This window comes from Pantoea sp. SGAir0183 (assembly GCF_043545505.1).
This window is the reverse complement of sequence record NZ_CP028053.1, coordinates 3,724,742-3,747,689: the sequence shown is the minus strand read 5'-3', so window position 1 is coordinate 3,747,689 and position 22,948 is coordinate 3,724,742. Positions and strand designations below refer to the sequence as shown.

24 protein-coding genes and 1 pseudogene are annotated in these 22,948 nt (G+C 57.9%); 21 read left to right on the top strand and 4 right to left on the bottom strand.

Features of this window, described 5'->3' with window-relative positions; genetic code table 11:
- Positions 1–27: 27 nt before the first annotated feature.
- From C1N59_RS17395 to acpT, 18 genes are read left to right on the top strand one after another with little or no spacing between them, the layout of a single operon-like run.
- Positions 28–1,098: a class I SAM-dependent methyltransferase gene (locus tag C1N59_RS17395; protein WP_394549957.1), complete on the top strand. Its 1,071-nt coding sequence runs from the start codon at positions 28–30 to the stop codon at positions 1,096–1,098.
- A 40-nt stretch (positions 1,099–1,138) separates the two neighbouring features.
- Entirely contained in the window at positions 1,139–1,861 is a 723-nt protein-coding gene (locus tag C1N59_RS17390) for a beta-ketoacyl synthase chain length factor (protein WP_394549956.1), read from the top strand.
- On the top strand, positions 1,840–2,673 hold the full coding sequence (locus C1N59_RS17385; protein WP_072209564.1) for a lysophospholipid acyltransferase family protein: 834 nt from the start codon (positions 1,840–1,842) through the stop codon (positions 2,671–2,673). The genes C1N59_RS17390 and C1N59_RS17385 overlap by 22 nt, the downstream gene beginning before the upstream one ends.
- Positions 2,654–2,911: a phosphopantetheine-binding protein gene (locus tag C1N59_RS17380; protein WP_039338834.1), complete on the top strand. Its 258-nt coding sequence runs from the start codon at positions 2,654–2,656 to the stop codon at positions 2,909–2,911. Before C1N59_RS17385 ends, C1N59_RS17380 begins: the two co-directional genes overlap by 20 nt.
- A 12-nt stretch (positions 2,912–2,923) precedes the next feature.
- A complete protein-coding gene (locus C1N59_RS17375; RefSeq protein ID WP_039338833.1) occupies positions 2,924–3,175 on the top strand; it encodes an acyl carrier protein in 252 nt (83 codons plus the stop codon).
- Between the two features lie 6 nt (positions 3,176–3,181).
- On the top strand, positions 3,182–3,760 hold the full coding sequence (locus C1N59_RS17370; RefSeq protein WP_394549955.1) for a COG4648 family protein: 579 nt from the start codon (positions 3,182–3,184) through the stop codon (positions 3,758–3,760).
- Entirely contained in the window at positions 3,760–5,121 is a 1,362-nt protein-coding gene (locus C1N59_RS17365) for an AMP-binding protein (protein WP_394549954.1), read from the top strand. Before C1N59_RS17370 ends, C1N59_RS17365 begins: the two co-directional genes overlap by 1 nt.
- Positions 5,108–5,461 (top strand): ApeI family dehydratase, encoded by a 354-nt coding sequence (locus C1N59_RS17360; protein WP_058708670.1) that lies wholly within the window; start codon positions 5,108–5,110, stop codon positions 5,459–5,461. The genes C1N59_RS17365 and C1N59_RS17360 overlap by 14 nt, the downstream gene beginning before the upstream one ends.
- Positions 5,452–7,143, top strand: coding sequence for a glycosyltransferase family 2 protein (locus C1N59_RS17355; RefSeq protein ID WP_289367812.1), 1,692 nt, complete (start codon positions 5,452–5,454; stop codon positions 7,141–7,143). Before C1N59_RS17360 ends, C1N59_RS17355 begins: the two co-directional genes overlap by 10 nt.
- A 3-nt stretch (positions 7,144–7,146) precedes the next feature.
- Positions 7,147–7,569 (top strand): acyl-CoA thioesterase, encoded by a 423-nt coding sequence (locus tag C1N59_RS17350; protein ID WP_039338828.1) that lies wholly within the window; start codon positions 7,147–7,149, stop codon positions 7,567–7,569.
- A complete protein-coding gene (locus C1N59_RS17345) occupies positions 7,566–8,171 on the top strand; it encodes a LolA family protein (RefSeq protein ID WP_394549953.1) in 606 nt (201 codons plus the stop codon). The genes C1N59_RS17350 and C1N59_RS17345 overlap by 4 nt, the downstream gene beginning before the upstream one ends.
- Positions 8,140–10,458, top strand: coding sequence for an MMPL family transporter (locus C1N59_RS17340; RefSeq protein ID WP_394549952.1), 2,319 nt, complete (start codon positions 8,140–8,142; stop codon positions 10,456–10,458). The genes C1N59_RS17345 and C1N59_RS17340 overlap by 32 nt, the downstream gene beginning before the upstream one ends.
- A gap of 44 nt (positions 10,459–10,502) precedes the next feature.
- Positions 10,503–11,108 (top strand): DUF3261 domain-containing protein, encoded by a 606-nt coding sequence (locus C1N59_RS17335; protein WP_394550897.1) that lies wholly within the window; start codon positions 10,503–10,505, stop codon positions 11,106–11,108.
- Between the two features lies 1 nt (position 11,109).
- Positions 11,110–12,279, top strand: coding sequence for a beta-ketoacyl-[acyl-carrier-protein] synthase family protein (locus C1N59_RS17330; protein WP_039338825.1), 1,170 nt, complete (start codon positions 11,110–11,112; stop codon positions 12,277–12,279).
- On the top strand, positions 12,276–12,752 hold the full coding sequence (locus C1N59_RS17325) for an ApeP family dehydratase (protein WP_394549951.1): 477 nt from the start codon (positions 12,276–12,278) through the stop codon (positions 12,750–12,752). The genes C1N59_RS17330 and C1N59_RS17325 overlap by 4 nt, the downstream gene beginning before the upstream one ends.
- The gene (locus C1N59_RS17320) at positions 12,749–13,480 is read left to right on the top strand and encodes a 3-ketoacyl-ACP reductase FabG2 (RefSeq protein WP_058702122.1); all 732 of its coding nucleotides are present in this window, start codon (positions 12,749–12,751) and stop codon (positions 13,478–13,480) included. Before C1N59_RS17325 ends, C1N59_RS17320 begins: the two co-directional genes overlap by 4 nt.
- Complete coding sequence (locus C1N59_RS17315) at positions 13,477–14,706, top strand: beta-ketoacyl-ACP synthase (protein WP_262959815.1); 1,230 nt, start codon at positions 13,477–13,479, stop codon at positions 14,704–14,706. The genes C1N59_RS17320 and C1N59_RS17315 overlap by 4 nt, the downstream gene beginning before the upstream one ends.
- Before the next feature lies 1 nt (position 14,707).
- Positions 14,708–15,292, top strand: coding sequence for a 4'-phosphopantetheinyl transferase AcpT (gene acpT, locus C1N59_RS17310; RefSeq protein ID WP_394549950.1), 585 nt, complete (start codon positions 14,708–14,710; stop codon positions 15,290–15,292).
- Positions 15,293–15,443: 151 nt separating this feature from the next.
- Here the strand turns inward: acpT and C1N59_RS17305 are convergent, their stop codons facing one another.
- Positions 15,444–15,656, bottom strand: a complete 213-nt coding sequence (locus C1N59_RS17305) for a hypothetical protein (RefSeq protein WP_033740144.1) — start codon at positions 15,654–15,656, stop codon at positions 15,444–15,446.
- 185 nt (positions 15,657–15,841) lie between these two features.
- Positions 15,842–16,270: pseudogene (locus tag C1N59_RS17300) on the bottom strand (GNAT family N-acetyltransferase).
- Between the two features lie 275 nt (positions 16,271–16,545).
- On the opposite strand from C1N59_RS17300, the gene C1N59_RS17295 reads away from it, so the two are divergent.
- A complete protein-coding gene (locus tag C1N59_RS17295; protein WP_394550895.1) occupies positions 16,546–17,688 on the top strand; it encodes an alpha/beta hydrolase-fold protein in 1,143 nt (380 codons plus the stop codon).
- Positions 17,689–18,303: 615 nt separating this feature from the next.
- Entirely contained in the window at positions 18,304–18,984 is a 681-nt protein-coding gene (locus C1N59_RS17290) for an EAL domain-containing protein (protein WP_394549949.1), read from the top strand.
- A gap of 83 nt (positions 18,985–19,067) precedes the next feature.
- Here C1N59_RS17290 and C1N59_RS17285 read toward each other — a convergent pair whose 3' ends face one another.
- The gene (locus C1N59_RS17285) at positions 19,068–20,135 is read right to left on the bottom strand and encodes an AraC-like transcriptional regulator QhpR (protein WP_033740338.1); all 1,068 of its coding nucleotides are present in this window, start codon (positions 20,133–20,135) and stop codon (positions 19,068–19,070) included.
- A gap of 138 nt (positions 20,136–20,273) precedes the next feature.
- Positions 20,274–21,278, bottom strand: a complete 1,005-nt coding sequence (locus tag C1N59_RS17280) for a phosphotransferase enzyme family protein (protein WP_033740148.1) — start codon at positions 21,276–21,278, stop codon at positions 20,274–20,276.
- Positions 21,279–21,522: 244 nt separating this feature from the next.
- Between C1N59_RS17280 and eat the strand changes: the two genes are divergently transcribed.
- Positions 21,523–22,887 carry an ethanolamine permease gene (gene eat / locus C1N59_RS17275; protein ID WP_394549948.1) on the top strand — a complete coding sequence of 455 codons (1,365 nt, stop codon included), beginning with the start codon at positions 21,523–21,525 and terminating at the stop codon, positions 22,885–22,887.
- Positions 22,888–22,948 lie beyond the last annotated feature (61 nt).

The window sequence follows — 22,948 nt, the reverse complement described above, 5'->3', positions numbered from 1 at the left end:
ATTTTGACTCAGCAGGTTTTCCCGCTTATGTACGAAACGGATACGCTCAGTGCCCTGGATGCCATTACGGAAGCGCAACGCATTGCGTTTGCGCCCATGCTTTTTCAGGCGGCGCTGTGTCTGCGTAATACCGGTGTACTTGCGTATCTGGATAAACAGGGGAAAACCGGTGCTACGCTGGACGCCATTGCGGAAAACAGCAGCATCAATGTCTATGCCGTGGGCGTGATGCTGGATATGGGGTTGAGTGGGCGCATCGTCACCCAGCAGGACGGACGCTATGTTCTGGCGAAAGTGGGGCATTATCTGCTGCATGACGCGATGACGCGCGTGAATATGGATTTCACCCAGGACGTTTGTTATCAGGGGCTGTTCCATCTTCAGGCGTCGCTGGAAACCGGCAAACCTGCGGGGTTACAGGTGTTTGGCGACTGGCCAACGATTTATCCGGGGTTGTCACAGCTTCCTGAGGCCGCGCGGAACAGTTGGTTTGCCTTCGACCACTATTACTCGGACAGCGCGTTTCACGCCGCACTCCCGTATGTGTTCGCCAGCCGTCCTGCCGCCATCAACGATGTGGGCGGCAATACGGGTAAATGGGCAATACGGTGCTGTGAATACAACCGTGACGTCGCGGTCACCCTGATTGATTTGCCACAACAAATTGCGCTGGCCCGTGAAAATATCGAAAATGCAGGCTTTTCTCATCGCATCGCTTTCCATGAAGCAGATATGCTTGCCGACGCGTCGTTACCGGCAGAGGCGGATATCTGGTGGATGAGTCAGTTTCTGGACTGTTTTTCACCGGCGCAGATCGTCGCCGTACTGAGCAAGGTTGCCCGCGTCATGAAACCCGGCGCAACGCTGTTCATCATGGAACTGTTTTGGGATGCACAGAAGTTTGAAGCGGCCTCATTTAGTCTCAATGCGTCTTCGCTTTATTTCACCTGTACGGCAAACGGCAACAGCCGGTTCTACAGCGTAGAAACGTTTTATGACTGCCTGGAGAAGGCAGGGTTCCAGGTGGATGAACGTCATGACAACCTGGGCGTTGGGCATACGTTGTTGCAGTGTCAAAAAAATAACAAAGCGGCGTAAAGCGCCCTGAGTATCACCTGAATATCGCGGACGCGCGTTGATGAAATTTGCATTAAACATTATTGACTGGCAGGCCAGGGCCCCAGGATTAAGCGAAACACCACAGTGGCTCGACTGGGCACGGCTGTCGCTCGCCATCGATCCGGCCGCGCCGCAGGCGAAGCTGAGAGAACTGCCGATGATGACCGCGCGTCGCCTCAGTTCGGGCAGCAAGCTGGCTGTGGAATGTGGATTAGCCATGCTGCGACAGCATGAGATTGATGCCGTGCTGTATACCAGCCGTCACGGTGAGCTGGAACGCAACTTCCGAATTTTGCAGGCCCTGGCGACAGGACAGGCGCTGTCGCCCACCGATTTTGCCCTGTCCGTTCATAACTCCGCCGTGGGCAGCCTGACCATTGCCGCCCGGAAACCTGTTGTTTCCTCTTCGCTCTCTGCGGGAAAAGACACGTTTCAGCAGGGGCTGTGTGAGGTGATCTGTCTGCTGCAGGCAGGCTATCAGCGCGTGCTGATGGTGGATTTCGACGGCACCATGCCTGAATTTTATCTTCCGCAACTGCCGAACCCCATGGCGACATGGCCCTTTGCCGTGGCGCTGGTGATTGAAGCCGGCCAGGTCCTGCAGTGCGAAACGCGGCCACAGCAGACAGGGCAGGACAGCGCCTTGCCGCAGAGCCTGCAGTTTTTACAGCATTACCTGAACGACGACGCCACCTTTGCCTTAGCGGGCGAGCGCATGCAGTGGCAGTGGAGACGGGCATGAGCAGGCTGTTCGCGGTGGTAAACCGGGCATGGCGGCTGGTGATGACCGGCTTCTGTTTTGCTCTGTTCGGACTGGGTGGGCTGCTGCTTTCTGTGGTGTGGTTTAACCTGCTGCTGCTGGTGATATGGGACAAAGGCCGTCGCCGCCGTATCGCCCGATGCAGCATTGCCGCCAGCTTTCGTTTCTTTTTATGGGTGGCAAAAGGCGTCGGCGTACTGGATTACCGCATGCGCGGGCTTGAGCATCTGCGCCAGGATCGCGGCTGCCTGGTGGTGGCGAACCATCCGACGCTGATCGACTACGTGCTGCTGGCCTCGGTCATGCCGGAAACCGACTGTCTGGTCAAGAGCGCGCTGCTGAAAAACCCGTTTGTGGGCGGCGTGATTCGGGCGGCGGATTATTTGATCAACAGTCAGGCGGATGCCCTGTTGCCTGCCTGTCGGCAGCGCCTGGCGCAGGGCGACACGATTTTGATCTTCCCCGAAGGTACGCGGACCAGCCCCGATAAACCGATGACCTTACAGCGAGGCGCGGCCAATATTGCCGTGCGCTGCGGCAGCGATTTGCGTGTGGTGATCATTCACTGCAGCGAGCATCTGCTGGATAAGCAGAGCAAATGGTATAACGTGCCGCCCGCCAAACCGCTGTTTAGCGTTGAGGTGCGGGAGCGGATAGCAATCGACTCATTTTACACAGCAAACTCACAAGAACCGGCACTGGCGGCAAGGCAGTTGAACCGGCATCTTTTGCTTCAATTACAACCAGGTTCTCCACCCTTTTCAGGAATGAATGATGCAAGCGCTTTACCTTGAAATCAAAAATCTCATTATCAACACGCTGAATCTCGACGAGCTGACTGCCGACGATATCGATGCAGAGGCACCGCTCTTTGGGGATGGCTTAGGCCTGGATTCCATCGATGCACTCGAACTGGGCCTGGCGGTAAAAAATGCGTACGGCGTGGTGCTGTCGGCTGAAAGTGAAGAGATGCGTCAGCACTTTTTCTCCGTTGCCACGCTGGCAGCGTTCATCGACGCGCAACGTGCCTGAGGAGCCGCCAGAATGACAGAACAAAACGCTATTTATGAAGAAGTTTCCGCCCTGTTGGTGAAGCTGTTTGAAACGGATCCGGAGGCGATTACGCCCCAGGCGCGGCTGTACGAAGATCTGGAGCTGGACAGCATCGACGCGGTCGACATGATCGTCCATCTGCAAAAGAAAACCGGTAAGAAAATCAAACCGGAAGAGTTTAAAGCCGTGCGTACCGTGCAGGATGTGGTTGACGCGGTAGAACGCCTGCTAAAAGAAGCCTGAGTCGCGATGGCCAGCGAACGCACGCTGCCCGTTGTCACGTTGCTGACAGGCTTACTGCTGGTGGCGTGGCCTTTTTTGATCAGCGTAGGGCTGGCGCATCACAGCCTGCACTGGCTGTTGCCCCTGATGGCGCTGCTGCTGCTTTCACGGCTGTATCAGAGCCGCCGTCGCGCCGGGCCGATGCGTGCGATCACCCAGACTGTCGCGGTGGCAGGCATTGCCCTGTGTGCGGCCAGCGCTCTGCTGAAAACGCATCAGCTCCTGCTTTTCTACCCGGTGGTGGTGAACGGCGTCATGCTGGCGGTGTTTGGCGGATCGCTCTGGTCAGCCATGCCGCTGGTCGAGCGACTCGCCAGGGTAACGGAGCCGAATCTGCCTGAAAAGGGCGTGCGTTATACCCGGCGCGTGACGCAAATCTGGTGCCTCTTTTTTATCCTCAACGGCAGCATTGCGCTGTGGACGGCGCTGCACGGGGATATGCGGTTATGGACGGCCTGGAACGGTATGATCGCCTATCTGCTGATGGGCACGCTGATGGCGGGCGAGTGGCTGGTACGCCGTAAGTTGATGAAACGAGAACGATAATGACGCAGACTCTTCCCCTGTCTCAGTGGCTCAGCGCTCCGCGCCCGTCTGATCTGCCCGTCGCCTGGCTGGACGATCGTACCTGGACGCTCGGCCATCTGCGGCAGGACGTTGCCCGCCTGGTTCATTTACTGCAGCAGCAGGAAGGTGACCGCTGGGCACTGTGCTTTGAGGACAGCTATCTGTTTATTGTTGCCCTGCTGGCGACCCTGCACGCAGGCAAAACGCCGGTCATACCCGGCCACTGCCGCATGGCGTTACTCGACGAGCAGCGCGCATTGTTTGATGGCGTACTGAGTGAAAAAACGTTGGGCTGGCAGGGACCGTTGCTGGTGATCAGCGCGTCCATGACCGCTACCGCAGCGACAGAGACGTTGCCGCCAATCCGCGACGATGCCGCCATTGAACTGTTTACCTCCGGCTCCACCGGACAGCCCAAACGGGTGCGTAAGGCGGTGAAACGCCTTGATGACGAAGCGGCCTTGCTGGCGGCGCAGTTTGGTGAACGCCTGGCCGGCTGCCGGATCGTGGCTTCTGTTGTCCCGCAGCATCAGTACGGCCTGTCATTTCGTATCATGCTGCCGATGGCGCTCGGGCTGCCGCTGCATGCGGCAATGCTCTGGTACGCCGAGCAGTTAAGCGCGTTGAGTCATGATTATCGCTATGCTTTTATCAGCAGCCCGGCCTTCCTGAAACGGCTGGATCCTCAGTTGACGCCGCCACCGGTGGCGATGGTGCTGTCCGCGGGCGGCATGTTACCCTGGCAGGATGTCGTGCAGGCCGCCGAGTGGCTACAGATCTGGCCCGACGAGATCTATGGCAGTACCGAAACCGGCATTCTGGCCTGGCGTTACCGCCAGCAGGAGGCGGTGCGCTGGCAGCCCTTTAGCGGCGTGCGGTTTTACCAACAGGACGAGACGCTGCGGGTGTTTTCGCCGCTGATTGCGGAAGAAGCGGGCATTGCGCTTGACGATATCCTGCATATTGACGCCGACGGGCAGTTCAGCCTGACGGGCCGTCGTGGCCGGGTCGTGAAAATTGAAGAGAAGCGCATTTCACTCAGTGAGGTTGAACAGCGCCTGCTGAGTCTGCCAGGAGTCCGCGAGGCGGCGGCGGTGCCGGTGTTACGGCATGGACGGCAGGCCATTGGGGCGCTGCTGGTACTGGATGCAGCGGCGCGCCAGCACTGGCAGCGTGAGCCGTCGAAGCAGCAGGAACTGGCCTGGCGGCGGGCGCTGCAGCCCTGGCTGGAGCCGGTTGCCGTGCCGCGTTACTGGCGCGTCATTGACGCGATCCCGGTTAACAGTATGAACAAGCGTGTTTATGCGCAGCTACAGGAGTGGTTTCATGAAACCCCATGAAATTGAGCGCCATCAGTCGCAGCCCGATGAGGCTGAGATTGTGTTACACCTTGATCCGTCACTGTTCTGGTTCAAAGGACATTTTGCCGTGCAGCCGCTGTTGCCCGGCGTGGCACAGATGGACTGGGTCATGCATTACGCCACCACGCTGCTGGTGCCCGGCTGGCGTTTTCACAGCATTCAGAACGTGAAGTTTCAGTCGCCGCTGCTGCCGGACAGCACCGTGACGCTCGCGCTTAGCTGGCAGGACGCGCGCCAGATGCTGAGTTTCAGCTATCAGCGTCACGCCGGTGACGCGCGCCATACCGCCAGCAGCGGTAAGATCCGGTTATGTCGCTGACCTTTTCCCCCTGCATCCTGATTCCCTGCTATAACCACGGTGCGATGATCGCCACGGTGCTGACGCGCCTGGCACCGTTCGGCCTGCCGTGCATCCTGGTCGACGACGGCAGCGATGCCGCAACCCAGACGGTGCTGGATCGGCTGGCGGCTGAAAACAGCACGCTGACGCTGGTGCGCCTGGCGGAAAACGCCGGTAAAGGGGCAGCGGTTATGCACGGGATGCAGGTCGCGGCGCAGGCCGGTTTTACCCATGCCGTGCAGGTGGATGCGGACGGGCAGCATGCGATTGAGGATATTCCTGCGCTGCTGGCGCTGGCGCAACAGCATCCCGAGGCGCTGATTTCCGGGCAGCCCGTCTATGATGCGTCAATTCCGCGCTCGCGCCTGTATGGTCGCTGGATTACCCACGTCTGGGTATGGATCGAAACGCTGTCCCTGCAGTTAAAAGACAGCATGTGCGGCTTTCGCGTGTATCCCATCGCGCCCACCTTACAGTTGGCACAGCATGCCACCCTCGGCAGGCGCATGGATTTCGATACCGAAGTGATGGTGCGGCTCTACTGGCAGGGCCATCCCAGCTACTTTGTGCCCACCCGCGTGACTTATCCTCAGGACGGCCTGTCGCATTTCGATGCCTTCAAAGATAACGTGCGCATTTCCCTGATGCACACGCGGCTGTTTTTCGGCATGTTGCCGCGGATTCCTTCCCTGTTGGGCCGCCGTTCTCCGCAGCACTGGGCGCGGCAGAAAGAGGTCAAAGGGCTGTGGGGGATGCGACTGATGCTGCTGGTCTGGCGCGTACTGGGCCGCAGGGCGTTTACGCTGTTGCTGTATCCGGTCGTTGGTGTGTACTGGCTGACAGCCACCACCGCGCGTCACGCCTCACAGAACTGGCTCGCGCGTGTGCGTGAGCAACTGCGCGTGCGGCAGAAACCGGTGCCCGCCAACCTGACCAGCTACCAACACTTCCTGCGTTTTGGTCAGGTGATGCTGGATAAGATTGCCAGCTGGCGCGGCGAGCTGCACGTTGGGCGCGATATTACCTTTGCCCCCGGCGCTGAAGCGTTGCTCGATCTGCGTAATCCGCAGGGCAAACTTCTGCTGGCCTCGCATCTGGGCGATGTGGAAGCCTGTCGGGCGCTGGCGCAACTGAACAGCAGTAAAGTCATTAATGCGCTGGTGTTCAGCGACAACGCAAAGCGTTTTAAGCAAATCATGGAAGAGATGGCCCCGCAGGCAGGCCTGAACCTGATGCCGGTGACCGATATCGGCCCGGATACCGCGATGTTGCTGAAAGAAAAGCTGGATCGCGGCGAGTGGATCGCGATTGTGGGCGACCGCATTGCGGTCAACCCGCAGCGCGGCGGGGAATGGCGCATTTGCTGGAGCCGGTTTATGGGCCAACCCGCACCGTTCCCGCAGGGGCCATTTATTCTGGCGTCGATTCTGCGCTGTCCGGTCGATCTGATTTTCGCGCTGCGTCAGCAGGGCAAACTGCATATTCACTGCGAGCCGTTCGCCGATCCGCTGTTGCTGCCGCGCGACGACCGGCAAAATGCGCTGCAGCAGACTATCGATCGCTATGCTGAACGTCTTGAGCATTACGCACTCCAGTCGCCGCTCGACTGGTTTAACTTTTTCGATTTCTGGCAACTGCCGGATAGCAAAGACAAGGAGTGAAGGGTGCTTAACGATCCCCGTTTTACTGTCGATGTCGAGCTGACCATTCCCTTTCATGATGTCGATGTGATGGGCGTGGTCTGGCATGGCAACTATTTTCGCTATTTCGAGATTGCCCGTGAGGCGCTGCTAAATCAGTTTGACTATGGCTATCGCCAGATGAAAGCGTCCGGCTACGTCTGGCCGGTGGTGGATACGCGAGTGAAATACCGCCATGCCGTCACCTTTGAACAGCGTATTCGCGTGCGGGCGCGCATAGAGGAATTCGAAAACCGTCTGCGCATTGGTTATGAAATTTTCGATGCCGACAGCGGCAAACGCACCACGACGGGCTACACCATTCAGGTCGCGGTACATGAGCAAAGCCGTGAGATGTGCTTTGTCTGCCCGGCTATTCTGTTTGAACGTATGGGAGTCACGCCATGAGAGGGCTGTTGTTACTGGCGCTGTTGATCAGTCCGTTTGTCAGCGCCCTGACGCTTGACGATCTGCAGCAGCGCTTTACTGCGCAGCCGGTGATCCGCGCCCACTTTGATCAGGTGCGCACGATCAAAGATATGCCGCAGCCGCTGCGATCCGAGGGGACGATGTTGATCGCCCGCGACAAGGGCTTGCTGTGGGATCAAACCCGCCCGTTCCCGATGCAACTGTTGCTGGATGATAAACGCATGGTGCAGGTGATTAATGGTCAGCCGCCGCAGACTATCACCGCCGAGAACAATCCGCAGATGTTCCAGTTTAATCACCTGCTGCGCGCGCTGTTCCAGGCGGATCGTAAGGTGCTGGAGCAGAACTTCCGCGTCGCGTTTGCCGACAAAGGCGAGGGCCGCTGGACGCTGCGCCTGACGCCGATCACGACGCCGCTGGACAAGATTTTCACCCGCATCGATCTGGACGGAAAAACTTTTCTGGAGCAGATCCAACTGAATGATAAGCAGGGTGATCGCACCGACATCACGCTTTCGCACCACCAACTGACACCCGCACAACTGACCGATGATGAACGCCAACGCTTTGCCGCCCAGTAAACGGCCCGCGCTGTTGTGGGGCTTCGTCTGTCTGGTGATGGTGACGCTGCTCCTGACGCTACTGCCCAAAGCGCAACTGAACAGCAGCGTGCTGGCGATGCTGCCAAAGCAGGCGCTGGGCACGATTCCGCCTGCGTTAAACGACGGCTTTATGCAGCGTCTCGACAGGCAACTGGTCTGGCTGGTCAGCCCCGGTAAGCAGGCCGATCCCCAGGTTGCCCGTGACTGGCTGACGCTGTTGCAGCAATCCGGCATGCTGGCCGGGGTGAAAGGTCCGATGGATGCCGACAGTCAGCAGGCCTGGGGATCGTTTTTCTGGCAGCACCGTAACGGCATGATCGACAGCGAAACCCGTCAGCGGCTGCAAAACGGCGGCGAGGCACAGGCGCAGTGGATCCTCTCTCAGCTTTACTCCGCTTTTTCCGGCGTCAGCGGCAAAGAGTTACAAAACGATCCGCTGATGCTGATGCGCGGATCGCAGCTGGCGATGGCGAAAAATGGCCAACGGCTGCGCCTGATGGATGGCTGGCTGGTGACGCAGGACAGCCAGGGTAATTACTGGTATTTGCTGCACGGTGAGCTGGCTGGCTCATCATTTGATATGCAGCGCACGCATCAGCTGGTGCGTACGCTCGGCGCGCTGGAAAAAACGCTCAAGGCCAGGCATCCACAGGCTCAACTGTTATCGCGCGGCACGGTGTTTTACAGCGATTATGCAAGTCAGCAGGCGAAGCACGATGTCTCGACGCTGGGGCTGGCTACCGTGCTTGGCGTGCTGCTGCTCATCCTGGCTGTGTTTCGCTCGCTACGGCCGATTCTGTTGTGCCTGCTCTCGATTGGTGTGGGCGCGCTGGCAGGCACCGTTGTCACGCTGCTGGTGTTTGGCGAACTGCATCTGATGACGCTGGTGATGAGCATGAGCATTATTGGTATCTCTGCCGATTACACGCTCTATTATCTCACCGAGCGCATGGTGCACGGAGCCGATGCCTCGCCCTGGCAGAGCCTGGCGAAAGTACGTAACGCACTGTTGCTGGCTCTGCTGACGACAGTAGCCGCCTATCTGATTATGATGCTCGCGCCGTTCCCGGGCATCCGCCAGATGGCGATTTTTGCCGCAGTGGGCCTGAGTGCCGCCTGCCTGACGGTAGTGTTCTGGCATCCGTGGCTGTGCCGCGGGCTGCCTGTACGTCCGGTGCCCGCCATGGTGCTGATGCTGCGCTGGCTGGCGGCCTGGCGGCGCAACAAAAAGCTGTCGCTCGGCCTGCCGCTGGCGCTGGCACTCTTTTCGCTGGTGGGCGCTGCCCGGCTGCACGTAGATGATGATATTGCGCAGTTGCAGGCATTACCGGCTGCGGTGCTGGCGCAGGAAAAAGCGATTACCGCGCTGACGGGCCAGAGCGTGGATCAAAAATGGTTTGTGATTTACGGCCAGAACGCCCAGCAAACGCTGACGCGGCTGGAAGCCTTTACGCCGGTGCTGGAGAAGGCGAAAGCGCAGGGGCTGCTGAAGGGTTACCGCACCGTGCCGCTGAATTCTCTGGCCCGTCAGACACAGGACAGGGTGCTGTTAACCGAGGCTGCGCCGACGATAATCCGCGCGCTGAAGGCGGCCGGGATAACCACGGTCAATCCGGACCTGAATGCGATGCCGGTGACCGTCGCGGACTGGCTGGCCAGCCCGGCCAGCGAAGGCTGGCGGTTGCTGTGGCTGACGTTGCAGAACGGCGAGAGCGGCGTGCTGGTGCCGGTTGACGGCGTGAAAGACAGCGCGGCGCTGAATGCGCTCAGCCAGGGGACGCCCGGCGTGGCCTGGGTGGACCGCAAAAGCACCTTTGATGCGATGTTTGCTCTGTACCGCCATATCCTGACGGGATTGCTGTTGGTGGCGCTGGCGGTCATCGCCTGCGGAGCCATCGCGCGCCTGGGCTGGCGCAAAGGGGCGATAAGCCTGGTGCCGTCCGTATTATCGTTGAGCTGTGGCCTGGCCGTACTGGCGTTGAGCGGCCACGCGGTGAACCTGTTTTCGCTGCTGGCACTGGTGCTGGTGCTGGGTATTGGCATCAATTACACGCTGTTTTTCAGTAATCCTCGCGGCACGCCACTGACCTCTATGCTGGCCATCACGCTGGCGATGATGACGACGTTGCTGACGCTTGGCATGCTGGTTTTCAGCGCCACCCAGGCCATCAGCAGTTTCGGGATCGTACTGGTCAGCGGGATTTTCACCGCCTGGCTGCTTGCGCCCCTGGCGATGCCGACAAAAAAAGAGAAGAAAAGACGATGAGAAACCTGACTGTGCGTTTACTGAAAACACGCGGGTCGCGTCTGATGCGCACGACGCGGCCAGCACGGCCGCGCGGGGCGATCAGAAGCGGCCTGTTAGTGGCGGCCGCCCTGATTCTGGCCGGCTGCAGCCATGTCCACAAGCCGCAGGCATCGCGCCCGCAGGCCTGGCTGGCACCGGGCGCGCGCGTTACGCTGCCTGCGCCGGGAATTTCGCCGTCGGTCAGTTCGCAGCAGCTTCTCACCGGCAGTTTCAACAGTAAAACCCAGTCGCTGCTGGTGATGCTCAACGCAGATGATAAAAAGCTGACGCTGGCGGGGCTGTCATCAGTCGGCATTCGCCTGTTCCTGGTGACCTATGACCAGCAGGGCGTGCACACTGAGCAGTCGATTGTGGTGCCGCAGTTGCCGCCCGCCAGTCAGGTGCTGGCCGACGTCATGCTCAGCCACTGGCCTGTGAGCGCCTGGCTGACGCAGTTACCTGAAAGCTGGACGCTGGTGGATAAGGGCGATAAGCGCGAACTGCGCGATGCCAGCGGCAAGTTGGTGACGGAGATTACCTATCTGAACCGGCACGGCAGGCGCGAGCCGATCAGCATCCAGCAGCATGTTTTTCACTACCACATCACCATTCAATACCTGGATGACTGACATGATCTTCATTTCGGCCGTCGGCATGATTAACGCGCTGGGCAACGATAACGACACGATCGCGGCGAACCTGACACGCGGCGTGGCGCCCGGTATGCGGGCGCGTACCGGCTGGCTGCATGACCATCCGCAGGCAGTGCTGGCGGGGGTGGAGGGCGAACTGCCCGCCATCCCGGCGGCCTTCAGCGCACACCGATCGCGCAATAATCAGCTGCTGCTGGCTGCACTGGCGCAGATTCAGCCGCAGGTGGATGACGCGATAGCCCGCTATGGCCGCGACCGGGTGGCGGTGGTGCTGGGTACCAGCACCTCCGGCCTGGATGAAGGGGACACGCACGTCAGCCGGCTGCTTAACCAGCAGCCGAGCACGGCCTGGCACTATCCACAGCAGGAACTGGGCGATCCATCGCGCTTTCTCAGCCACTGGCTGGCGCTGGATGGTCCGGCCTTTACGCTCTCGACCGCCTGCTCCTCCAGCGCCCGGGCAATGATTAGCGGGCGTCGCCTGATTGACGCGGGGCTGGCCGATGTGGCCATTGTCGGCGGCGCGGACACGCTCAGCCGGATGCCGGTTAACGGCTTTCATAGCCTGGAATCGCTGTCGCCTACGCTGTGTCAGCCCTTTGGCCGTGATCGCAGTGGCATCACGATTGGCGAAGGCGCGGCGCTGATGCTGTTAACCCGTGAACCTCAGCCGATTGCGCTGCTGGGCGTGGGCGAATCCAGCGATGCCTACCATATTTCTGCGCCGCATCCGCAGGGCGAAGGCGCTATTCGCGCCATCATGCAGGCGCTGAACGAAGCCGGTCTCACGCCAGAGCAGGTGGGCTATATCAACCTGCACGGTACTGCCACGACGCTTAACGATCAGATTGAGTCCGGCGTTGTGAATGCCTTGTTCGGCACGGCGGTACCGTGCAGTTCAACCAAACATCTGACCGGGCACACGTTAGGCGCGGCGGGCATTACGGAAGCGGCGCTCAGCATGCTGATTCTGCAGCGCGATCTGCCGCTGCCGGCCCAGGATTTCAGCCAGTCGCCGCGCGATCCTGATCTGCCACTGTGCGGCATTCTCTCCCGGCCTCAGCCGCTGGAACGCCCGGTAATCCTGTCTAATTCGTTTGCTTTCGGCGGTAACAACGCCAGTATCCTGCTTGGGAAGATTTCATGAGCCATTACTTATCCCCCGCTGAGTATTTGCCACACGATGCGCCGATGCTGTTACTTGAAACGGTCAGCAGCGTGACGGCTGACAGCGCAACCTGTTGCGTCACGGTGTCGCCCCGGAGCGTACTGGCACCGTTTCTGGATGCGTACGGTCATCTGCCCGGCTGGTATGCGCTGGAGTTAATGGCCCAGACGGTGGGCGTCTGGTCGGGCTGGCATCGCCATCAGCAGGGGCAGAGCAGCATCGCCCTGGGAATGGTGCTGGGCGCACGGGAGTTAGTCTGCGCTACAGGCCGGTTGCCCGCCGATGCAGCACTGCACGTGCAGGTCAGACTGTTAATGCAGGATGCGCGCTTTGGCAGTTTCGAATGCACGATTACGGCGGATGAAGTGGTCCTGGCCACGGGCCGCGTGAACACCTTTCAACCCACCGCCGACGAACTTCATTCTTTATTTCAACAAGGAGCGTCCACATGAGTCGTTCAGTATTGGTTACCGGTGCCAGCAAAGGTATTGGTCGTGCCATCGCCTGCCAGCTGGCGGCGGACGGCTTTGTGATTGGCGTCCACTATCATCATGATGCCAGCGGCGCGCAGCAGACACTGGATGCCATTCTGGCGGCCGGTGGCGCAGGCCGTCTGTTGCAGTTTGATGTCGCGCAGCGTCAACAGTGCCGCGACGTGCTGGAACAGGATATCGAGGCACATGGCGCCTGGTATGGCGTGGTCAGCAATGCCGGTATTGCCCGCGATGCCGCCTTCCCGGCCTTAAGCGACGATGACTGGGACAGCGTGATTCACACCAACCTGGACAGTTTTTACAACGTGATCCAGCCATGCATCATGCCGATGATCAGCGCCCGGCAGGGCGGACGCATTATTACGCTCTCCTCGGTGTCGGGCCTGATGGGCAACCGCGGTCAGGTGAACTACAGCGCCGCGAAAGCGGGCATAATTGGGGCCACCAAAGCCCTGGCGATTGAGCTGGCAAAACGCAAAATCACCGTTAACTGCATCGCGCCGGGGCTGATCGATACCGGCATGCTCGACATGGAAGAGACCGCACTGAAAGAAGCCATGTCCCTGATCCCAATGAAACGCATGGGGCAGGCGGAGGAAGTGGCCGGTCTTGCCCGCTACCTGATGTCCGATATTGCGGGCTATGTAACGCGGCAGGTGATTTCCATCAACGGAGGGATGTTATGACACGGCGTGTCGTGATTACAGGTATGGGCGGGGTCACCGCCTTTGGTGAAAACTGGCAGGACGTGTCCGCCAGGCTGCTGGCATACGAAAACGCCGTGCGCAGGATGCCGGAATGGCAGGTCTATGACGGGCTGCATACGTTGCTGGGCGCGCCCATCGACGACTTCCGGTTGCCCGAGCACTACACGCGCAAACGCATCCGCTCCATGGGCCGCGTGTCTCTGATGTCCACCCGCGCCAGCGAGCTGGCGCTGGAAGATGCAGGCCTGATCGGCGATCCCGTGCTGACCAACGGTGAAACCGGCATTGCTTATGGCTCCTCAACCGGCAGCACCGGCCCGGTGAGTGAATTCGCCACCATGCTGACGGAAAAGCACACCAACAACATTACCGGTACCACCTACGTCCAGATGATGCCGCATACCACCGCCGTGAATACCGGGCTGTTTTTCGGTTTGCGCGGTCGCGTTATCCCGACATCCAGCGCCTGTACTTCCGGCAGCCAGGCCATCGGCTATGCCTGGGAAGCGATTCGTCATGGTTACCAGACGGTGATGGTGGCCGGTGGCGCAGAAGAGCTGTGCCCTTCGGAAGCGGCGGTGTTTGATACGCTTTTTGCCACCAGTCAGCGCAACGATGCGCCGACCACCACGCCATCACCTTTCGATGAAAAACGTGACGGCCTGGTGATTGGCGAGGGTGCGGGTACGCTGATTCTGGAAGAGCTGGAACATGCGAAAGCGCGCGGCGCGACAATCTATGGCGAGATTGTCAGCTTCACCACTAACTGTGATGCAGCCCATATAACCCAGCCGCAGCGCGAGACGATGCAAATCTGCATGGAAAAAGCGCTCGCTATGGCAGGCTTAAGTCCGCAGGACATCGGCTATATTTCCGCACATGGCACTGCCACCGATCGCGGCGATCTGGCTGAAAGTCAGGCCACCGCCGCGATTTATGGCAATCAGGTCCCGATCTCATCACTGAAAAGCTATTTCGGTCACACGCTGGGTGCCTGTGGCGCGCTGGAAGCCTGGATGAGTCTGCAAATGATGCGCGAGGGCTGGTTTGCGCCTACGCTGAATCTGACCAAACCGGACGCGAACTGCGGCGAACTGGATTACATCATCGGACAATCCCGCAAAATTGACTGCGAGTTTTTCCAGAGCAATAACTTTGCATTTGGTGGGATCAATACGTCCCTCATCATCAAGCGCGTTGCCTGATATGTACCAGATCTTTCTGGGCAAGATTTCTCAACTCAGTGTGGCACCGCTTGCACCCGAGCTGACCGATCAGGCACCCACAGGCGCGCGCCGTGCCAGCTGGCTTGCCGGGCGCGCGCTGCTCTCTGCGGCAATAACGCCGGTTCCCGCGATGCGGTATGGGGTGAATGGCAAACCCGCATTTGCCCCTGAGGTACAACGCGGATTCAGCCTGAGTCACAGCGGGGATGCGATTGCTCTGCTGTTCAGTGATGAAGGGGAGGTGGGCTGTGATATTGAAGCCATACGACCGCGACCTCACTGGCCGCGCCTGGCTGAAAATCTCTTCAGTCCGGGTGAGCGGGCGCAGATTGCGGCCAAACCGGTATCCCAGCAGTTAGCGGCCTTCTGGCGCATCTGGACGATCAAAGAGGCCATCATCAAGCAGCGCGGCGGGAGTGCCTGGCAGATGGCCAGCATCGACAGCACCGCACCGTCAGCGCTGTCGGTCAGCGCGCTGCAGACAGGCGAGCTGAGCCTGGCGGTCTGCACGCCAACGTCGTTTGAGTTGACGCCTGAGACAATTAAGGTGACAGGAACATTGTGACGCCTGCGTGATGCACATCGAAAAGGTCAACAGGCTTTATGCAGTTCTTTTCCCTGACAGGGAAAACGGTGCCCCGGCGCGATAAGCATGGCTGTAAGAGGGAGATACTGTTGTGAATCACAGGGCTGCTCCGTCAGCCCTGTCGCCGCTTTTAATGGCTCTGCTTACTCTCTTCGTCTTTATGCTTCTTCGCCAGATAATGTCCTGCCGCGCAGCCCGCCACGGCACCGGCAACCGCATGGTGTTTAAGGTGACCGGCTACGCCGCCGACCAGCGCGCCTTTCAGGCAGCCTTCTGCCTGTGCCTGAGAGGCAACCGACATTAACAGGCCAAGCGTGACCACAAAAAGGGGAAGTTTACGCATCGTTTCTTAATCCTTATCGGGAGTGCTGTGTTTACGCTACGACAATAACCGTAATGAAGGATGAGTGGGCAAAAAAGTGCAGGGCTGTTGTACGACGGTTGCAAAAAAAGTGGTCAGGTCCGGTGGCAAAGCTCTGGTACAACGGGTGCCTGCGATAACTGAGGTTTGCGCAGGCAACACCGGGTTCAGGGCTTGCGCATAATCCGTTGGCCATATTCGTCAGTGCCCGCCGCGCGCCAGCCGTGTTTTTCATAAAAACGTTCAGCAGGGGAACCTGTGTCGGTGGTCAACATCATCGACCGGGCCTGTTGTTGTCTGAATTAGTCGGTGATGTTTTCAAGCAGTTGGCTACCTGTCCCGAGCCGCTGAAACGCGGGCTTGATAAACAGGCCACCGATTAACGGATCGGGTGCATAAATACCCAGCCCGTAACCGACGTACTCGTCATCGACGTTGGCGATCCAGCCACCACCCTGGCGGATATCGTCAAGCGCCTGCTCACGCTGCAGATAGCGGATCTGGTGAGCATGCAGCCGGTTTTCCGTCACCGAGAAGCGGATTTCATACATCTCTTTCAGATGCCGATCGGCCAGTTTTTCGTAGGTAATATGCATAGTGCCTCGCAAATCATCATCGAACCGTTGATGTCATGACCTTACCGGTTTGCGCCTGAACCGCATCTCAACGCGCGGGGCGATCGCGTACCGGTGAGGCTGACGGCAGGTTAACGCCATTCTTTGACGTTCATCACAGCCTGCGCTTTTTGCGACGCTATCACCTCGCTTCCCGGAGAAAAAATGTAATAAATACCGCGTGATCAATTCAATTATCGGGACGCAAAATGAAGAAAAAATTAACCTGTTTATCCCTGGTGGCCGGAAGCCTGCTGATGGGATATGGATCCGCACTGCTTGCCGCACCGTTACCGCAAACCCCGGATACTCACATCCCCGTGAGCCGCTATATCACCGCGTTGAATCCCGATCACTCCATTACCTTTCGCCTGTTTGCGCCCGCCGCGAAGCAGGTTGCTGTGGTCACGGGGGCCACGCCGCTGAGCCAGCAGTCCCATGATATGAAAAAGGACAGTACCGGCATCTGGTCGTGGACCAGCGAGCCGCTGAAGCCCGATTTATATGAGTACTATTTTGATGTGGATGGTTTCCGCACGCCGGATACCGGCAGCCGCTTTACCAAACCGCAGCGCCAGGTGAACACCAGTATGATTCTGGTGCCGGGCAGCATTCTGGATGAGCGTAACGTGGCGCACGGCGATGTGCTGACGCTGACGTATCATTCCACCGCACTGAAATCCGAACGTCAGGTCTTTGTCTGGGCACCGCCGGGCTATAAGGCAGACGGTAAACCGTTACCGGTGCTCTACTTCTATCACGGTTTTGGCGATACCGGGCTGTCCGCCATCTCGCAGCTCCGCCTGCCGCAGATCATGGACAACCTGCTGGCCGAAGGCAAAATCACGCCGATGCTGGTTGTGGTGCCCGATACCGAAACGGACATCGTGCAGGCCATTCCTGAAAACTTTCCCCCAGCCGACCGTCGCAAAGACTTTTATCCCCTCAATGCCGCCGCCGCCGATAAGGAATTGATGCAGGACATTATCCCGCTGGTGGAAAAGCGCTTTACCGTCAGTCGCAAACCGGCAGACCGGGCGATTGCCGGACTGTCTCAGGGCGGCTATCAGGCGCTGGTGTCAGGCATGACGCACCTGAACGACTTTGGCTGGCTGGCCAGCTTTAGCGGCGTGACCACCAGTACGGTGCCGAATGAGGCTGTGACACGCCAGCTGAGTCAGGCACAGGCGGTGAATAAGCAGCTGAAAAACGTTACGCTGGCGGTGGGCGATAAAGATATCGTGACCGGCAAAGACATTGCCGGACTCAAAGCCGAGCTGGAAAAGCAGGGCGTAAACTTCCATTACACTCAATATCCGGGGTTGGGGCATGAGATGGATGTCTGGCGACCTGCGTATATCGAATTTGTGCAGCAGGTATTTAAACCGCAGCAGCCATAGTCAGGCCCGATCCCTTCCTGTGACGGTGATTCAGGGCAGCATTTACGGAATGACCGTTATTCACAGCATTTTTTCCGGCGACGCTAAACAACGTCGCTGAAATACCCTGCACGTCCTCTAAAAAGCGTTTTTATTTATTTCTTCAGCTTGCCGTGTCAGGTAAGTAAAAAATCACTGCCTATGTCGACAGTAAATGCTGCAAACGCCGTGTGGGAAAAACCTGCGTCAGCCATTTTTCAAAATGACCGGTATTGATGTATTTAAGTTACCCGTTAACCGGATGCGGCAATATTATCCTTTTTATTTTCTCTCACTGTCTCCATTTTTCACTGGTCTGCAATGCTTAATTCTTAGCACGCGAAGGATACAGGCGCGTTGAGCTGCGGGCAGGAAATGAGGTCAATACCTTATGCAGCAGGCGTTGTAAAAGGCTTCGCAATCCGGGCCAGCATAAAATAAAGATTTTAATTCCTGAAACCTTATTAAATAACAAGGGATTAACGATCAATCTTTTAATTTTGATAGGTTAAATCATAGCTTAACCCGATAAATAACATTTGATTGATAGTCTGTAGCGATCAATAATCAGGCTACTTCATCGCGTTGAATCAGAGCATGGGAATGGACATCCACAATCTCGATAATAACAACCGTGCCTGGTGGTTCATTGCTGAACCTGTCGTTAACAACGCGTCGACATTAATTGCAGTAGAAGTTCTGACGCGATTCGCCGCACCGGGAACCCCCTGTTTTCATATTGCGAAATTAAATAAACAACAGAAAATAAAGCTGTTACGAGAACAACTTTCTTTAATCGATAAGAAGCATCATTTTTTTGAAGAAAACCAGTTGCTGTGTTCTGTAAATGTCGATCTGGAAATGGCTTTTGCGCTGCTGGAAGAACGGGATATTGTTGAGCTCGCCACAGCGCACTCTTTTCTTCGCATTGAAGTCGCGGAACACTTTCCCGATCTTGCGCAGGGATTAAATAATCCCTTACTCCGGGAACTACATAATAAATACACGTTATGGCTGGATGATTTTGGCAGTGCGGCTTCCCACTTTCCCTGTTTACAGCGTGGAATGTATGAAGCCGTGAAAATGGATAAGCATTTTTTCTGGCGGCATCAAAACAGCCCCGTCTGGCAAGCCACGCTGGCGGAAATTAAACACTATTGTGAATTTATTATTGTAGAAGGCGTCGAAACGGCGCAACACTTCGAATTCGCCAGACCGCACGCTGCGGCATTTCAGGGCTATCTGTTTGAGGCGTTTTTATTCGATACGCTCGCGTAAGCGCTCAGCGATAATTCATACCGGGTTTTCTTTCTTCAATAAGAAAGGCCCGCATAATGCGTTGGCCAGACAGCCTGATGCTGTCAAAGAAAAACCGTGCCCTGCGATTTACGGCAGTCGCGTGGGCTACAACCGAACCAGCGGCGAAAGGCGCGTGAGAAGGCGCTGACTTCAGAATAGCCCAACAGCAAGGCCATTTCAGAGACCGACAGATGGTGTTGTTTCAGGTAATGCGTCGCCATCTCTTTGCGGACGCTGTCGACCAGGGCGGAAAAACTGGTTTGCTCATCGCGCAGTCGCCGCTGTAACGACCAGGCAGACAGTCCCTGTTTTTCGGCGATAATGTCCAGTGAGGGTTCGCCATTGAGTAGCTGAAGGTGAATGTCGGTGCGGGTTTGATTAACGGTATCCTGAATGATGACGGGTGGGCTGAGCCGACGGATCGCATCCTGCATCACCAGCAGCAGCATGGGATCGTGATCCGGCATTTTGCGGCCCAGATCCGTTTTGGCGATGATCATCGAGTTAAAGGGCTGATCGAAATAGACCGGCGCATCAAAGACTTTACAGTGTTCGTGCCAGTGCTCAGGGCGCGGATGCTCGAAATGCACTTCACGCGGTGCCCAGTGGCGTCCTGCCGCGTGGCGAATCAGGTTAAGAAACATGCCTAACGTCAGTTCTGCATCCTGACGGCGCTGCAGAATCGCGCCGTGACGCACCTGATAATCCAGCTGCCAGCAGTCGCTGCGCTCCGTCAGACGAATACAGGTGTTGTGTTGATGGTAGGGAAAAGCATTGACCACGTTTTGCAGCGCCTGTTCCAGCGTGGCCGAGCACAGACCAATATAGCCAATCAGACCCAGAGACTGTGGCCGGAACTGATGACCATACTGTAAACCGAAGTTGTCCACGCCCGCCTGGCTGGCCGCTTCTTCCAGCACCCGACAGTAATTGACCAGGTCCAGGCTCAACGTCGGGCAGGCGAGCGTATCCGGATCGATCCCGCTGATGCCGAAAATACGATCCACATCGCCACCCTGGGCGTTAATGAAATCACCCAGTCCTGTCGCGGCGGCCGACAGGACGCCACGATGACTGCTACCCGCGCTGGACATGGCCGTTATGGCGGCCTCTGGAAATCTGCTGGTCATGATGTTTTCCGCCTGCAACTGAACATCGTTACCTTCTGCAAGAAACATACCAGCCGTCAGGCACCAGTTAACAGGCACTTAGCATCGCCCCCGTGAATATTGCACCGCGATCTGTCATTCAGGCACCGCCAGAGTGCGCTAGACGCCAATCGGCAATCGGGCCCCTTCGAGATAGCGGTGGCACAGGCGTACCGTGTCGTTCGCCCAACCGTCGCCCAGGCTGCGCGCCATTTCTGTTTCGCGATGGGAAGCGACCCAGGCGGTCAGCTGAATGCGGCGCTGAATCAGCATGGACGGGATCATCGCCAGCTCTTCATCGCTAACGTGCGCCACCTGTTCGTAGCCGTTTAGCCAGTTTTCCACCCACTGTGGGGCGCTGGGATGGTGTTCGACAAAGCTGATCGCAGCGGCAAGATCGTGCAGATACCAGCCCATTCCGCAGTCATCAAAATCAATTACCCGCGTTTCGCCTTTGTGTACCAGCAGATTGGTCAGGCGCAGGTCGGCGTGAATCAGACCATAGCGGTCGGGCGACTGGCCAAACGCTGCCATCTCACGGCCGACATGCGACAGCGTTTCTTCGATCACGCCATGTTGTGATGGCGCTAAACCGGCCACATCGCGCCAGTCACCCCAGTGACCTGTGGGGGAAACCATCGTGTGATGATCCCAGACGATACGGCGAAAGGTTTGTGGCTTTTGCCAGCGACGACTGTGGTGGTGGAGCTGCGCGGTGATACGACCTAACTGGCGAAAGGCGGCCGGATCGACCGCATCGGTAAGCATATCGCCCTCGATCCAGTGAAACAGCACAGCATAGCGTTCACTGCCGTCCGGCAGCGGCAGCGTCTGAATGCGGTTATCGTGCCCGTCGCGCACCGCCACCGGCACGCAGATGTCTGCGGCCTGAAGCGCATCCAGCCAGTGCAGCTCGCTTTCAATATCCTGCTTAGCGTGGTAATCGCCGCGGTGAATACGTAACGCGTACCGGCCCTGCGGCGTGCTGACAGACAGGGTGGCGTTCTCGGAACGGCACAGAAGTTTGACCTCTGCGTGCAAACAGGCCGGATACGCCTGCAACGCCTGGTGGGCAAGCTGAAGAATGCTGTCGTTCGTTAAGGTGTCATATTGCTTAATGCTCATGTCTGTCTCCCTTTCTCTGCGTGTGGAGGCAGCATGGCGCTGAACCGGCCTGGCGCGCTTGACCTGAGAGCAGGCAAAAATTGACTTCGGCAGAGGCGTCACAACCCGACCCGGGTCAACTTGACCCCAGCCGACGTGTTTCTGTTTTCTGCGGTCAAGTTTTTCTGTTGCGGCTGTGTCCATCATCTACCCGTCAGCTTTTTAGGCATCGCCTTTTCACTTTACACAGACGGGGAACGCAGTGATGAAAGAGAAACTGAAACCCACCCTTGGTACCCTGCAACTCTGGGGCATCGCTGTGGGACTGGTTATATCGGGAGAATATTTCGGCTGGAGCTATGGCTGGGGAGCCGCGGGTACGCTGGGTTTTCTGGTCACGACGTTTTTTGTCGCCGCCATGTACACCTGTTTTATCTTCAGCTTTACCGAACTGACGACCGCCATTCCGCAGGCCGGAGGACCGTTTGCCTACAGTCGCCGTGCTTTCGGTGATACCGGCGGGCTGATTGCGGGCATTGCCACCTTAATCGAGTTTGTGTTTGCGCCCCCGGCCATTGCTATGGCGATAGGCGCCTACCTCAATGTGCAGTTTCCGGAAGTGAATCCTAAGCTCATTGCGGTCTGTGCCTACCTGATCTTTATGGGACTGAACATCATCGGCGTCAGCATTGCGGCAACCTTTGAGCTGCTGGTGACGCTGCTGGCGGTGATTGAACTGCTGGTGTTTATGGGCGTGGTCGCGCCGGGCTTCAGCCTGACGAATTTTGTCGCCCATGGCTGGGCTGGGCAGGATACGTTCTCTCTGGCTTCGGTATCCGGGATGTTTGCCGCCATTCCTTTTGCCATCTGGTTTTTCCTTGCCATTGAAGGCGTTGCCATGGCGGCCGAAGAGGCAAAAGACCCGCGCCGGACCATTCCCCGCGCCTACATCAGCGGTATTTTAACGCTGGTGGTGCTGGCGATGGGCGTCATGGTGTTTGCCGGAGGGGCAGGTGACTGGCGCACGCTGTCAGGCATTAACGATCCGCTGCCGCAGGCCATGAAAATGCTGGTCGGTAACGATTCACGCTGGATGCACATGCTGGTGTGGATTGGCCTGTTCGGCCTGATTGCCAGTTTCCACGGCATTATCATGGGCTATTCGCGTCAGTTCTTTGCGCTGGCGCGGGAAGGTTATTTGCCGCCTTCACTGGCAAAACTGTCGCGCTTTAATACCCCCCACCGGGCGATCCTGGCGGGCGGTGTGGTCGGCATTGTTGCCATTTTCTCTGATGGCATCAGCTTTCAGGGAATGAGCCTGACCGCCGCGATGATCACCATGTCGGTGTTTGGGGCGATCGTCATGTACATCATGAGTATGCTGAGCCTGTTTAAACTGCGTCGCTCGGATCCGACACTGGCACGTAGCTACCGTGCACCGGGTTATCCGGTAATCCCCGCCATCGCCCTGTGTGGCTCGGTGATCTGCCTGATCGCAATGCTGTGGTTTAACCCACAGATCGGCGCACTGTTCGTGGGCTTTATGGTGGCAGGCTATCTCTACTTCCTGACCACGCACTCCCGCCGCGGTGCTGTCGCGCAGCGCTCTGTTGCCGCAGAAACCGATTAACGTTTATACCCGCCTGGCGGTGCGTAGCGTGCCGCCGGGCAGCACAAAGACCAAGGAGTCA

What these genes read in the sequence shown, in the direction of transcription:
- C1N59_RS17395 (WP_394549957.1), top strand. Translation starts at nt 28, where the DNA reads ATGTACGAAACGGATACGCTCAGTGCCCTGGATGCCATTACGGAAGCG.
- C1N59_RS17390 (WP_394549956.1), top strand. Translation starts at nt 1,139, where the DNA reads ATGAAATTTGCATTAAACATTATTGACTGGCAGGCCAGGGCCCCAGGA.
- C1N59_RS17380 (WP_039338834.1), top strand. Translation starts at nt 2,654, where the DNA reads ATGCAAGCGCTTTACCTTGAAATCAAAAATCTCATTATCAACACGCTG.
- C1N59_RS17375 (WP_039338833.1), top strand. Translation starts at nt 2,924, where the DNA reads ATGACAGAACAAAACGCTATTTATGAAGAAGTTTCCGCCCTGTTGGTG.
- C1N59_RS17370 (WP_394549955.1), top strand. Translation starts at nt 3,182, where the DNA reads ATGGCCAGCGAACGCACGCTGCCCGTTGTCACGTTGCTGACAGGCTTA.
- C1N59_RS17365 (WP_394549954.1), top strand. Translation starts at nt 3,760, where the DNA reads ATGACGCAGACTCTTCCCCTGTCTCAGTGGCTCAGCGCTCCGCGCCCG.
- C1N59_RS17360 (WP_058708670.1), top strand. Translation starts at nt 5,108, where the DNA reads ATGAAACCCCATGAAATTGAGCGCCATCAGTCGCAGCCCGATGAGGCT.
- C1N59_RS17355 (WP_289367812.1), top strand. Translation starts at nt 5,452, where the DNA reads ATGTCGCTGACCTTTTCCCCCTGCATCCTGATTCCCTGCTATAACCAC.
- C1N59_RS17345 (WP_394549953.1), top strand. Translation starts at nt 7,566, where the DNA reads ATGAGAGGGCTGTTGTTACTGGCGCTGTTGATCAGTCCGTTTGTCAGC.
- C1N59_RS17340 (WP_394549952.1), top strand. Translation starts at nt 8,140, where the DNA reads ATGATGAACGCCAACGCTTTGCCGCCCAGTAAACGGCCCGCGCTGTTG.
- C1N59_RS17335 (WP_394550897.1), top strand. Translation starts at nt 10,503, where the DNA reads ATGCGCACGACGCGGCCAGCACGGCCGCGCGGGGCGATCAGAAGCGGC.
- C1N59_RS17330 (WP_039338825.1), top strand. Translation starts at nt 11,110, where the DNA reads ATGATCTTCATTTCGGCCGTCGGCATGATTAACGCGCTGGGCAACGAT.
- C1N59_RS17325 (WP_394549951.1), top strand. Translation starts at nt 12,276, where the DNA reads ATGAGCCATTACTTATCCCCCGCTGAGTATTTGCCACACGATGCGCCG.
- C1N59_RS17320 (WP_058702122.1), top strand. Translation starts at nt 12,749, where the DNA reads ATGAGTCGTTCAGTATTGGTTACCGGTGCCAGCAAAGGTATTGGTCGT.
- C1N59_RS17315 (WP_262959815.1), top strand. Translation starts at nt 13,477, where the DNA reads ATGACACGGCGTGTCGTGATTACAGGTATGGGCGGGGTCACCGCCTTT.
- acpT (WP_394549950.1), top strand. Translation starts at nt 14,708, where the DNA reads ATGTACCAGATCTTTCTGGGCAAGATTTCTCAACTCAGTGTGGCACCG.
- C1N59_RS17305 (WP_033740144.1), bottom strand. Translation starts at nt 15,656, where the DNA reads ATGCGTAAACTTCCCCTTTTTGTGGTCACGCTTGGCCTGTTAATGTCG.
- C1N59_RS17295 (WP_394550895.1), top strand. Translation starts at nt 16,546, where the DNA reads ATGGGATATGGATCCGCACTGCTTGCCGCACCGTTACCGCAAACCCCG.
- C1N59_RS17290 (WP_394549949.1), top strand. Translation starts at nt 18,304, where the DNA reads ATGGGAATGGACATCCACAATCTCGATAATAACAACCGTGCCTGGTGG.
- C1N59_RS17285 (WP_033740338.1), bottom strand. Translation starts at nt 20,135, where the DNA reads ATGACCAGCAGATTTCCAGAGGCCGCCATAACGGCCATGTCCAGCGCG.
- C1N59_RS17280 (WP_033740148.1), bottom strand. Translation starts at nt 21,278, where the DNA reads ATGAGCATTAAGCAATATGACACCTTAACGAACGACAGCATTCTTCAG.
- eat (WP_394549948.1), top strand. Translation starts at nt 21,523, where the DNA reads ATGAAAGAGAAACTGAAACCCACCCTTGGTACCCTGCAACTCTGGGGC.